Origin of the sequence: Enterococcus sp. 7E2_DIV0204 (assembly GCF_002140855.1) — a bacterium.
GTDB lineage: Bacteria > Bacillota > Bacilli > Lactobacillales > Enterococcaceae > Enterococcus_L > Enterococcus_L lemimoniae.
Genome location: NZ_NGKY01000001.1, coordinates 2,648,542 through 2,660,346, shown reverse-complemented (window position 1 = coordinate 2,660,346; position 11,805 = coordinate 2,648,542). Strand labels below are relative to the sequence as shown.

The 11,805-nt window shown below is 38.7% G+C and carries 11 protein-coding genes and 1 pseudogene; all 12 read right to left on the bottom strand.

Translation table 11 applies throughout. The features are described 5' to 3' along the window. Positions 1-10 precede the first annotated feature (10 nt). Positions 11-696, bottom strand: a pseudogene (gene mtnA, locus A5819_RS12375) (S-methyl-5-thioribose-1-phosphate isomerase). 11 nt (positions 697-707) lie between these two features. Next, positions 708-845: a hypothetical protein gene (locus A5819_RS19855; RefSeq protein WP_176271420.1), complete on the bottom strand. Its 138-nt coding sequence runs from the start codon at positions 843-845 to the stop codon at positions 708-710. Between the two features lie 5 nt (positions 846-850). Next, on the bottom strand, positions 851-1,480 hold the full coding sequence (locus tag A5819_RS12370) for a class II aldolase/adducin family protein (protein WP_086279084.1): 630 nt from the start codon (positions 1,478-1,480) through the stop codon (positions 851-853). A 17-nt stretch (positions 1,481-1,497) separates the two neighbouring features. Beyond that, positions 1,498-2,232 (bottom strand): GntR family transcriptional regulator, encoded by a 735-nt coding sequence (locus tag A5819_RS12365; RefSeq protein WP_086279083.1) that lies wholly within the window; start codon positions 2,230-2,232, stop codon positions 1,498-1,500. Between the two features lie 66 nt (positions 2,233-2,298). After that, positions 2,299-3,024 carry a hypothetical protein gene (locus tag A5819_RS12360; RefSeq protein WP_086279082.1) on the bottom strand — a complete coding sequence of 242 codons (726 nt, stop codon included), beginning with the start codon at positions 3,022-3,024 and terminating at the stop codon, positions 2,299-2,301. A 347-nt stretch (positions 3,025-3,371) separates the two neighbouring features. Beyond that, positions 3,372-6,911: a pyruvate:ferredoxin (flavodoxin) oxidoreductase gene (nifJ, locus tag A5819_RS12355; RefSeq protein WP_086279685.1), complete on the bottom strand. Its 3,540-nt coding sequence runs from the start codon at positions 6,909-6,911 to the stop codon at positions 3,372-3,374. Positions 6,912-6,933: 22 nt separating this feature from the next. Beyond that, on the bottom strand, positions 6,934-8,361 hold the full coding sequence (gene gltA, locus A5819_RS12350; RefSeq protein ID WP_086279081.1) for an NADPH-dependent glutamate synthase: 1,428 nt from the start codon (positions 8,359-8,361) through the stop codon (positions 6,934-6,936). Next, positions 8,354-9,193 (bottom strand): sulfide/dihydroorotate dehydrogenase-like FAD/NAD-binding protein, encoded by an 840-nt coding sequence (locus A5819_RS12345; protein ID WP_086279080.1) that lies wholly within the window; start codon positions 9,191-9,193, stop codon positions 8,354-8,356. The genes gltA and A5819_RS12345 overlap by 8 nt, the downstream gene beginning before the upstream one ends. Positions 9,194-9,257: 64 nt before the next feature. Continuing rightward, complete coding sequence (locus tag A5819_RS12340; RefSeq protein ID WP_086279079.1) at positions 9,258-9,701, bottom strand: flavodoxin; 444 nt, start codon at positions 9,699-9,701, stop codon at positions 9,258-9,260. A 296-nt stretch (positions 9,702-9,997) separates the two neighbouring features. Further along, entirely contained in the window at positions 9,998-10,828 is an 831-nt protein-coding gene (yqeB, locus tag A5819_RS12335; protein WP_086279078.1) for a selenium-dependent molybdenum cofactor biosynthesis protein YqeB, read from the bottom strand. Next, positions 10,816-11,547: a selenium cofactor biosynthesis protein YqeC gene (yqeC, locus tag A5819_RS12330; RefSeq protein ID WP_086279077.1), complete on the bottom strand. Its 732-nt coding sequence runs from the start codon at positions 11,545-11,547 to the stop codon at positions 10,816-10,818. The genes yqeB and yqeC overlap by 13 nt, the downstream gene beginning before the upstream one ends. Continuing rightward, positions 11,535-11,792: a DUF3343 domain-containing protein gene (locus A5819_RS12325; protein WP_086279076.1), complete on the bottom strand. Its 258-nt coding sequence runs from the start codon at positions 11,790-11,792 to the stop codon at positions 11,535-11,537. The genes yqeC and A5819_RS12325 overlap by 13 nt, the downstream gene beginning before the upstream one ends. Between the last annotated feature and the right edge of the window lie 13 nt (positions 11,793-11,805).

The following is an 11,805-nucleotide window of genomic DNA, read 5'->3' as shown; positions in this document are numbered from 1 at the left end:
CTAACTCCTTTTATTCACCAAACATAGCCCGCATTTTAGCTTCATCAGGCCGCTCGATAACCCCTTTTTCAGTAATGATCGCTGTAATTAATTCATGTGGCGTAACGTCAAATGCTGGATTATAGACTTTTACACCATCTGGCGCGTTTGTTTGCCAAAACCGTTGGTAATTTCTATTGCTTCACGCTCTTCGATTGGAATCTCTGAACCTGTTTTAGTGTCCATATCAATTGTTGAAGTTGGACCTACAACGTAAAATGGAATCCCATGTTTTTCAGCTAAAACAGCAACACCGTATGTTCCAATTTTATTCGCCACATCCCCGTTGGCCGCAATCCGGTCACACCCAACAATAACTGCATCGATTTTCCCTTGCTGCATGACCATCGCCGCCATATTATCGGTAATCAATGTGACATCGATCCCGACTTTCATCAATTCCCAAGTAATCAAACGTGCTCCTTGTAGCAGTGACCGTGTTTCGTCAGCATAGACTCGCAGTGTCATACCACGTTCTTTCGCTAAATAAACCGGAGCTAAAGCGGTTCCATATTGCGCCGTTGCAATGACCCCAGCATTACAATGCGTTAGAACCGTTTGGCCATCCTCCAATAAAGTTAGCGCATGTTCCCCAATTTGTTTACACATTTGAGCATCTTCTTTTTTAATTAAATCAGCTTCTTCTATCAATTGCACTTTTAATTGCGCTACACTTTGGTGCGAATGATCGCTAACAAGATTGTTGAGATAGTTAGATATTCTTGTTTTATTAGTAATAAGGTTTGATCTAAAATAATAATTTGGTTCTCTTCTTTTAAATAACGGACTGATTCTACTTGCAACATGCTATCTACCCCTTTATACTAGCCAACATTTGATTAATGGCTGTTTCTTTCACAATTTTCGGCTGACCCACAGTCCGCGCATAATGATAAATCTTAGCAACATCTTCTAAATAGACAGCATTTGAATAGGCCTGTGCCATCGTTGTTCCAATGGCTAATGCACCATGGCTTTCCAACAGACAAGCATTTACTTCATATTTATTCAATGTTTCCGCTACGGCAACCCCTAATTCAATTGAACCAGGCATTGCAAAGGGTGCCACAGGAATTGCGCCTCCCAACAGAGCCATTTCAATCAAAACCGTTGAAATAACTTCATTCAATACAGCGAATGCCGTTGCAAAAGGAGAATGGGTGTGGGCAATTGCCCCTGTTTGTTGTGAAGTTCGATAGATTTCTATATGCATTTGCCATTCTGAAGACGGTTTCATTCCTGAAATCAGTAATCCTTCCAGATCAATGACACTCATATCATCTTCCTGAAGTTCTCTATAAGGAATACTGCTTGGCGTGATCACCATCACTCCAGCTTCTCGATCAATCGCACTGAAGTTGCCGCTGGTTCCTGCCATTAACCCATTTTCATAAGCCGTTAAAGCTGTTTCTAATACAACTTTTTTAAGTGGTGTTTTCATTGATAATCCTCTTTAAATTATCGGTTACGAACAAAATAAAACTGTAAGATAGTATTTGAAACGGTCGTTTTACAATAAAAAACCGGCTGATTCAAGGTATTAAAGAAGGTTTGTTCCATTATTTGAACTGCTTGATTTTCTTCAATTTCCAGCTGTTTTGCGGTTTTTTGGTTAGCATTTTCAGCATAAAACAAACAATCGGACTTCTTGATTTTATGCTGTAAAACATGATCAAAATATTCCAACATCGATTCTTTTGATTGAACTTCTAATAATTGTTCATCTAAATATTTTTCCGGAATATACACATTATCAATTGAAAAGGCAACACCGTCTGCTGTGCGGACTCGCTGAAAATAAACCAATTTTTGATCAGTTTCCAATAATAAATCAGAAGCAATCTTTTGGTCTTGAACTGCACGCAACGTTTCTGTAATTTTTGTACCAATTTGATAATCGCGTTCTGTCACAAATTCAGTAATACTATCAAGTTTTTCTAATCCTGAGCGTAAATTTGGTTTACTGTCTAATACGAAAGTACCAGCACCATGTTTTCTCACAATGTAACCTTCCGTCTCTAATCGTAATAAAGCTTCTCTTAAAATAGGTCTGCTTACATCTAGCATTTTAGACAGATTTAACTCTGAGGAAAGCTTTTTCCCTTCCGATAACTCTTTACTTTCTATTAATGTTTTTAATTTTTGATACGTCGCTTGCGCTAATGTTTGTTTTTTAATTTTAAAATTTGTCATTAGATCCTCCTGAATAATTGTCTATAAATTATAGCATATTCAGAAATAATAATGAGTTGAAATCAATTATTCATCACATAAAGCTTCTAAGGCAATCGTAATTTCAGCCTCTACTACTTTTCCAACAACTTCGGTATGAGGATTATAGTCAATCATATCAGAAAACGCATAACCATCTAAAGCAAAGATCCCTGCCGCTGCTACTCCACGCATCCGTGCAATGATATACAATGATGCAAGCTCCATTTCAGCTCCCAATGCTCCTGCTGCTTTGTATTCCATATGAGGAAATGCCACTGCTCCTGAATAAAAAACATCTAAGGTAAAAATCGTACCTCTTTTAAAGCGAATATCTTTCGTTGCAGCATTTTTTTCTACTTTCTGTACTAAAGAAAGATCCCCAACAGCCGGCATTCCTCTAGGAACCAATTGGTAAGTTAAACCGTCTTCGTGAACTGCCGAATCTGCAACAATCAAACTACCTGGTGGTAATTCCTCTACATATGAACTAGCTGTTCCGACACGAATGATTTCTTTTGCTTCCGCTTTAATCAACTCTTCAAAAGAAACTACTGCATCTGGGCAACCTGCTCCATGACTGGCAATTGTCACGTTAGTTCCATGATAAACCCCATTAAAAATCCGATATTCTCTTGCAAATGATAGCTCTTGTGCGTCATCCAATAGCTCTGCAATCTGTTTAGCACGCCCTGGATCACCACAAACAATCACTTTGCTGGCTATTTCTCCAGCGTGTACTTTGATATTTGGCAAATATACTTTTTCTTCCATAATTCTCTGTCCTCCTCACCAACAAGTCAGACCTCTTTACTTATTATAATATCAGAAATGATAGCGTTATCAATCAGTAAATTGAACTAAATTTAGTTTTTTGGTTAAATGATTTATTTATCTTCTACTACCTGATTACTTTATCAATCCTATGTAGTTAGCTGGTTTCTATCATCCTATCTATTTTTAGTATTATATAAAAAGGAGTATGAAACAAAACTAAAAATTAGTTTTGTTTCATACTCCTGATTTTAATAAGCGCCTAAAAAACAGACTGTATTTCGATTCCATTAGCTTTTTGAAACTCTGACATTTTACCTGCTAAGGTCATTTGTCCGACCCTATTTTTATTTCTTTATCTGACTCACTAATTTAACATAATTTTCAGAACGGTCTTCTGCATCATCTTTTGTTTTCGTTAAAAGATCTTCTACAACTTCTTGATTGTCTTTGATTGTATGAAGTGCAGAGAAACGAGTTTGTTTTTCAAGGAAATCACGTATTTTAGAGAAATCAGCTTTTTTGTAGTCAATGACCATAGGATCTTTACCTTTTTCAATAAGTTGTGGATTATAACGATACAATTGCCAATAACCTGACTCAACAGCTTCTTTTGCTAATGCCAATGTTTCGATCATTCCACCTTTAACACCATGGTTGATACAAGGTGTGTAGCCAATAATCAATGATGGTCCTGGATAGCGTTCCGCTTCATCAATGGCTTTGATTGTCTGCATTGAATTAGCACCCAATGCAATTTGAGCAACATAAACATTTCCGTAAGTCATCGCCATCATGCCTAGATCTTTTTTAGATGTTTGTTTTCCCCCAGCAGAGAATTTTGCGATAGCAGCAGCTGGTGTTGCTTTAGATGTTTGACCACCTGTATTTGCATAAACTTCATTATCCATGACAAAAATATTGACGTCGGCTCCACTCGCTAAAACATGATCGATTCCACTAAAACCAATATCATAAGCCCAACCATCACCACCAACAATCCATTGACTGGTTTTTACAAGTAAATCACTTTGTTGATAGATTTGTTCCAAAAGTGGATCTGTTTGATATTCCTCACTCAAAGCAGCAGCTAGTTTCGTTGCTCGTTGCTGTGTTCCTTCACCTTCCAAATAATGCTCTAACCAATCTTCCATTAAAGCATGAAGCTCCTCTGTTCCTAGTTTTTTATCGACTGCTTCTTGCACTTGATCCGCTAAATATTGCCGTTTTGTTTTATTGGCTACATACATGCCGTAGCCGTATTCAGCATTATCTTCAAACAGTGAATTACTCCAAGCAGGACCTTGACCGCATTCATTGGTCGTATAAGGTGTTACAGGAGAGGAGCCACCCCAAATAGAAGAACAACCTGTTGCATTGGCCATCATCATACGATCCCCAAATAGCTGTGTTAATAGTTTGATATACGGTGTTTCGCCACACCCTTCACACGCTCCTGAAAATTCCATCAATGGCTGATTAAATTGAGAGCCTTTGACTGATAATTTTCTAACTGGGTTTTCTTTTTGCTGCAAGGTCATTGCAAAGGCCCAGTTGATTGCTTGCTCTTTTTGTTCTTCATAAGGTTTCATAAGAATGGCTTTTTCTTTGACAGGGCAGGCTTGAACACACAAACCACAACCTGTACAATCTTCTAAAGAGACTTGAATCCGATACATCAAACCGTCAGCACCGCGCATTTCTCTAGCAACAAATCCTTCTGGTGCTTCTTCCATCTCAGCTTCATCTGCTAAAAATGGACGAATCGCTGCATGTGGACAAACAAAAGCACATTCATTACACATGGTACATTTATCCATCTGCCATTCTGGCACTTCTAAAGCAATCCCACGTTTTTCATAGGCCGCTGTGCCCATTGGCATTTCACCTGTTTTCATGCCATTGTCGATTAAATCACCAACCGTTAAGTCGTTCCCTTCTTGGCGATTGATTGGCTGTAGAATATTCGTAACATACTTAGGCAAGGTTAGATCTTTTTTCTCAGGTTCAATGACGATCGTTGCCCATTCTGATGGTACTTCGATTTTTTGAAGTGAATCAAAGGTTCTATCAATTGCTTGGTAGTTTTTATTGACAATCTCTTTTGATTTTTTGCCATATGTTTTTTGAACTTCTGCTTTTAGTAAAGGCATGTATTCTTCTCGCGTCATAATATCCGTTACTTCAAAAAACGCAGTGGACATTACCGTATTGATTCTGCGACCCAACCCAACTTCTCGAGCTAATTCAACAGCATTGATAATATAAAATTGAATATTATGTTGCGCAATGTATTGTTTTAGCTTCGCTGGAAGTAATCGATAGACTTTTTCCTTGTCCCAAATAGTATTCAATAAAAACGTCCCGCCGTCTTTCAAGCCTTTTAATAAATCATAATTGTGAATATAAGAAGCATTATGACAGGCAATAAAATCTGCTTGTTCTACTAAATAAGTTGAAGTGATCGGTTCTTCTCCAAAACGTAAATGAGAAAGAGTCAAGCCGCCTGATTTCTTAGAATCATAACTAAAATAAGCTTGAGCATATAAATCAGTGTTATCACCGATAATCTTGATTGCCTGTTTATTGGCACCAACTGTTCCGTCTGATCCAAAGCCCCAGAATTTTGCTTGGAATGTTGAATTAGGGGTTAAATCCAACACCTCGCCATGCGGTAATGAGCGATAGGTCACATCATCTACGATTCCGATTGTAAAACGTTGTTTCAATTCAGCAAATGGTAATAATAGATGATCATAGACCGCTTTGATTTGATTAGGTGTTACATCTTTTGAGCCTAATCCATAACGCCCACCAATTACGATCGGACGATTTTCATGTTGATATAACGCGCTTTGAACATCTAAAAGCAATGGTTCTCCGTCAGCTCCAGCTTCTTTTGTTCTATCTAGAACCGCAACTTTTTCCACTGTTTTTGGTAATTTTTCTAATAGGTTTTCTGTTGGAAATGGACGGTATAAATGGATATTGATCAGACCAACTCTGCGACCTTGCTCATTTAAATAATCAACCGTTTGTTGAATAACTGGTGAAGCTGATCCCATGGAAATAATGACTTCTGTTGCATCATCCGCACCATAATAGTCTGTAAGATCATAATTCGTACCACGTAATTCATTGATTTGATTCATATACTTTTGAACGATTCTCGGCATTGCTTCGTAATTGGCATTAACTGTTTCTCTTTGTTGAAAATGAATGTCTGGATTTTGAGCTGTTCCTGAAACTGTTGGATGATTTGGGTTCATCCCCCTTTTTCTAAAGCGGTCCACTGCATCTTGATCCAGCATCCCTTTTAAATCAGCATAATCCAATACTTCGATTTTTTGTAATTCGTGACTCGTTCTAAAGCCATCAAAGAAATTAACGAAAGGTAAGCTACCTTCGATACTAGCTAAATGTGCTACTGCTGAAAGATCCATCACTTCTTGTACACTGGATTCGGCCAACATACAAAAACCAGTTTGACGAGTTGCCATAACATCTCCATGGTCCCCGAAAATACTCAAAGCACTTGTCGTGATCGCTCTTGCTGCTACATGAAAAACACCTGGTAAAAGTTCACCAGCTATTTTATACATATTAGGAATCATCAACAGCAAACCTTGTGAAGCTGTATAGGTTGTTGTTAGAGCACCTGTTTTTAATGAACCATGAACAACACCTGCGGCTCCAGCTTCTGATTGCATTTCAATTACTTGGACTTTTTGTCCGTAGACATTTTTCAAGCCAGTTTCTGCCCATTCATCGACTAATTCTGCCATCGTAGAACTTGGTGTGATCGGATAAATCGCTGCTACTTCAGTAAAGGCATAGGAAATATACGCTGCGGCTGTATTTCCGTCCATTGTCTTCGTTTTTTTCATTTTTCTCACCTTTTATCTTCCCTCAAACTTTTGTTGTTACGGGCGTTTTCTTTTTTTCTCGTACATACTTGTCGATTTCTACAGCAGCAACTTTTCCAGCACCCATGGCTAAAATCACTGTTGCTGCACCTGTAACAATATCTCCGCCGGCAAAGATGCCGGGAATCGATGTTGCTCCCGTTTTTGGATCCGCCTCAATGTAACCCCATTTTGTTAATGTAAGTTCTGGGAAAGTAGATAATAAGACTTTATTGGACCCTTGACCGATTGCTTCGATCACTGTGTCAGCTTCGATAATAAACTCACTATTTTTGATTGGAACAGGGCGACGTCTTCCAGACTCATCTGGTTCACCAAGTTCCATTTTGACGCATTTCACACCAGTTAAATCACCAGTACCATTATCTATATATTCGATAGGGTTAGTCAGCCAATGATACATGATATCCTCCTCAACAGAGTGATGATATTCTTCAATACGTGCTGGCAGCTCCTCCAGTGATCTACGGTAGACAATGCTGACATGTTCAGCACCTAAACGTTTAGCTGAGCGTGCGGCATCCATCGCTACATTCCCACCACCGATCACGACGACATTATCCGATTGTTTCATCGGTGTATCATATTTTGGGAATTCATAACTATGCATCAAATTGATCCGTGTTAAATATTCGCTAGAAGAATAAACGCCATTTAGTGCTGTACCAGGAATCCCCATAAAATTAGGTGCTCCTGCACCAACAGAAATATAGCAAGCATCAAAATCGTTCATGATCTCATCCATAGTGATCGTTTTTCCAACGACAATATTGGTTTCGATCGTTACACCTAACGCTTCAATACTTTCAATCTCTTTTTTTACGATCCTTTTAGGTAATCTAAATTCCGGAATACCATACGTCAAGACACCGCCAGAATCATGTAGAGCTTCATAAACGATGACCTCATAGTTCATTTTGGCTAAATCCCCTGCAACCGTTAAGCCCGATGGACCGGAGCCGATCACAGCGATTCGCCCGATTTTTGGTTGATCATTCTGAATATGTCTAGAAAAGTCTTGATTTTCCAAAGCCCAGTCAGCCACCAAACGCTCAAGTTTGCCAATTGCGACTGGTTCAAAATTTTTCGCCATCCCTAATTTACAAACTTGCTCACATTGTTTTTCCTGAGGGCAAACTCGACCGCAAATAGCTGGAAAATTTGTATATTTTCCTAATACATTAGCGGCTTCTTGCATATGGCCTTCTTTGATTGCAAGGATAAATCCAGGAATATCGATCATCACAGGGCAATTGGAGATACAAGGAGCATCTTTACATTGTAAGCATCTAATTGCTTCTGCTTGTCCTTCTTCGATTGTATAGCCTAAACAAACTTCAGAAAAATTTGTTTTGCGAAGAGCAGGATCTTGTTCAGTAATGGGTGTTTTTGTTCTGCTTCTTCTAGCCATGATTCCCCACCTGCGCTTTTTGGTAATTTGTTAAACTATTTTCTTCCTCAGTCTTATATTGTTTCATCCGACTGATAAACGCTTCCCAATTGACCTCAGTTCCTTTAAATTCCGGACCGTCAACACAAGCAAATTTAATACTTCCATCGATCGTTACCCGGCAACCACCACACATACCTGTTCCATCGATCATGATTGGGTTTAATGAAACGTAAATCGGTAATTCATGATTTGTTGCAGTCATCGTACAAAATTTCATCATTACGCTGGGACCAATCGCCCAGCTGCAATTAACTGTTTCTCTAGCAATCACTTGTTCCATTGCTTCAGTTACAAGTCCTTTCATACCCAGAGTGCCGTCATCTGTTGTAATGATCAACTCATCGGAATATTCACGACACTCGTCTTGAAGAATCACTAATTCTGCGGTTTTGGCACCAAGAATCGTAATAACTCGATTCCCCGCTTTTTTTAATCCTTTAACAATTGGAAAAATTGCAGCGATACCAACCCCACCGCCTACGATCATTACGGTCCCGTAATTTTTTATTTTGGTCGGCATGCCAAGTGGTCCTGTCAAATCTAAAATAGCATCGCCAACCTTTAGAGTACCAAGTTCAGCAGTTGTTTTACCGATTACTTGAAATACCAAACGAATGCTACCGCTGGAAGGTTCCGCATCAGCAATAGTCAAAGGAATCCGTTCTCCAACTTCATTGATACGGAGAATTACAAATTGCCCTGGTTGTGCTTTTGCTGCGATTCGAGGAGCTTCGATCCAAAAATCATATTCATTTTTGGAAAGATGAACCTTTTTGGTTATCTTATACATATGGATTACCGTTAATGAATAGCCTCATTCATTTTTCCTTCTTTCATATGATATCTGCTTATCTCTATAACCCAGCCGTTAGTTCCTGAACGAATTTTTTTAATGCTTCAACATCTTCATCTTCTGCATTATTTTCAATTTCAACTGTTTCGGCAACTTTTTTTGCACCAGATTTTTCTAAAGCCGCTACAAAATCATGGGCTGATTTGCAGAACAAATCGCCATACTCACGATCTCCAGAACCAACAACGCCAAAAATTTTTCCAGCTAAATCCTTTTCCTCCAACTCATCATAGAAATCCTCAAATTCAAATGGCAATTCACCATCGCCATAAGTATAAGTAGCAAGCACACAAGCATCTGCATCATCAAAAAAGTCAACATCTACTTCTGAACACTCTTCTCTTTCTACATCAAATCCCGCTTCTTGTACGGTACTTTCTATGATTTCTGAAATCTCCTCGGTGTTTCCTGTCATGCTTGCATAAATGATTTTAACCAATGCCATATTTACTCATCCTCTCAACTTTTTTACATGATATTTTAAAGTATAAAAAGATTGAGTTGTAACCCTTTTCATTCTTTTCATACCTAATATCAACAAAACTACATGTCTGTCGTACCTGTTAAGGATCTCTTATTCCAAATTACCTTTTTCACATATAAACAAATGCGCTAAAACGCTTTCTTTTTTTAGATCAAAATCATGTAAAAACTTCACTTATACTATAACATAAACAGCTACTTTAAAACAATATTTTTTAGGTAAAAAAAATAATTTTTAGCAAATCTGTTTCATCCGTGTTAAAACAAGTTTTTTTCTCGCCCTAACCAAAGAACCGCTTCCAAAACAGCACCACCTAATGCTCGTGCTTTATCTGATATCGTAAAGCAATCTACTTGGTCAATAGGACGAGGATCGACATCGCCACATTTTAGTCCCGTTTGACAGGATACTTGATCTGAAATCATCCCTCTTAGAACACCATCTAATGGTGATTGTACAGCTACTTTTCCAACATAAAAAAGTACTTCGCCTTTTTTTACGACATCACCGAGTTTTTTTATGTGTTTGACAGCTCCTGAGGCTGGCGAATGGATAACGCGTTCCGCACTCTTTCCACCAACTTCACCAGGTGTCCCAGTATTCGGGATAGCACGCCCTTCAAAATACAAGCGTCCTAAATAATGCCCTCTCATCGTTTCAACTACAACATCAACATCTTCTGGTGCTGAAAAACCTGGTCCTAAAGCAATTGTTATGGGTGCCATTTTTCTGTTCGTTCCTAAATTTTTTTTAGCTAAAATTGCATCTACCAAAACGGTTGGTTGTAACTCAGATAATGAACTTGCTGTGGGATCAACCAGCATGGGGATTTGCCCGTCAGCCCAGATTGCGGAACATTCCGAGACATCAGCTACTAAAATAGCTTCTAGATCTTCTACCTGCTGTTTTCCTTGAAAAATAGCCGTACACAAGGCCACAGTACGGCGAATTGCTAAAGGTTTGGCTGTTTCTAAAATGACGACTTTAAAACCGGCATGAACTAATTTTTGAATCACGCCTGTTGCCAAATCGCCACCACCTCTTACAGCTATGATTGCTTCAGAAATCGATTGTTTTATTTTTCCCATAATACAATGCCTTCTTTCGATTGAATATTGCAGGCAATCACTTTACTCAAGCGTTTTAACAACATTTGTGGTAATAAGGATAAGACTTTTTTTGCCTGATTCAATTGCGCTGGTGTTTCCACCTGATTGATACAAAGAATCCGTTGTCCCTGACTTTTCTCCCATAAACCTGTGGGACTAGTAATGATTTCAGCTAATGTTTCTTCATGGATTTTTGCTCCTTGAGTAGCCCCGGTTGCACGCAGAAAAAGCGGCAAACGATGGATCGTTCTATCATCAATAGCTTTTCCTACAGCAGAGATGGGAATCAAACCAATCGTAACAGTTGTTTCCGGCAACACAACAGGCTCAAAGGTTTCCCAGCCTTTTAAAGGTAATTGCTTGGAACCATCGGCCTCTAAAAATGCCTTGTCAAAATACTGAAGTGATTGTCGGAAGACAGCAAGAGGCAGTGCACCCAATTTATAGCCATCAGCAGTCAAACAACCTGCCAATGTGATCCCACATCCATCTTTACCTAGTGTTGAAAAGTCTTCACTATAAAAATAATCATATGATTGTTCCACTGGATAACCAATTTTCGTCGTTGTGCTGACTAAAATAGTTTGATCACGATAATACTCAGCAAGATACCACATCAAGCTTGTTTTTCCACCACTGCCGATCAATGAAACGACTTGTTGACCTTGAAAATCAAAACAGCCGCTCAAGGTTTCCATGGGACATACTTCCTTTCACTGTTACTTCCTTCAATTGTAAATACTCCTTTAATCGGTATCTTAGCATCCGCTAAATGCATTCGCCCTTGTTCAAAATCTTCTCTCGCCAGTCTTAAACAAATACCACAAAAATCGCCTAAGCTTGTCGGTAGTGCCATAACTGAAACAGGTATTTTTTTATTGAGTAAAATTTTCTCACTATGAACCGCATAATGGGTATTTTGAAACGTTAAAAGATACTCCATTTTTCCACCTCGT

What these genes read in the sequence shown, in the direction of transcription:
- A5819_RS19855 (WP_176271420.1), bottom strand. Translation starts at nt 845, where the DNA reads ATGTTGCAAGTAGAATCAGTCCGTTATTTAAAAGAAGAGAACCAAATT.
- A5819_RS12370 (WP_086279084.1), bottom strand. Translation starts at nt 1,480, where the DNA reads ATGAAAACACCACTTAAAAAAGTTGTATTAGAAACAGCTTTAACGGCT.
- A5819_RS12365 (WP_086279083.1), bottom strand. Translation starts at nt 2,232, where the DNA reads ATGACAAATTTTAAAATTAAAAAACAAACATTAGCGCAAGCGACGTAT.
- A5819_RS12360 (WP_086279082.1), bottom strand. Translation starts at nt 3,024, where the DNA reads ATGGAAGAAAAAGTATATTTGCCAAATATCAAAGTACACGCTGGAGAA.
- nifJ (WP_086279685.1), bottom strand. Translation starts at nt 6,911, where the DNA reads ATGAAAAAAACGAAGACAATGGACGGAAATACAGCCGCAGCGTATATT.
- gltA (WP_086279081.1), bottom strand. Translation starts at nt 8,361, where the DNA reads ATGGCTAGAAGAAGCAGAACAAAAACACCCATTACTGAACAAGATCCT.
- A5819_RS12345 (WP_086279080.1), bottom strand. Translation starts at nt 9,193, where the DNA reads ATGTATAAGATAACCAAAAAGGTTCATCTTTCCAAAAATGAATATGAT.
- A5819_RS12340 (WP_086279079.1), bottom strand. Translation starts at nt 9,701, where the DNA reads ATGGCATTGGTTAAAATCATTTATGCAAGCATGACAGGAAACACCGAG.
- yqeB (WP_086279078.1), bottom strand. Translation starts at nt 10,828, where the DNA reads ATGGGAAAAATAAAACAATCGATTTCTGAAGCAATCATAGCTGTAAGA.
- yqeC (WP_086279077.1), bottom strand. Translation starts at nt 11,547, where the DNA reads ATGGAAACCTTGAGCGGCTGTTTTGATTTTCAAGGTCAACAAGTCGTT.
- A5819_RS12325 (WP_086279076.1), bottom strand. Translation starts at nt 11,792, where the DNA reads ATGGAGTATCTTTTAACGTTTCAAAATACCCATTATGCGGTTCATAGT.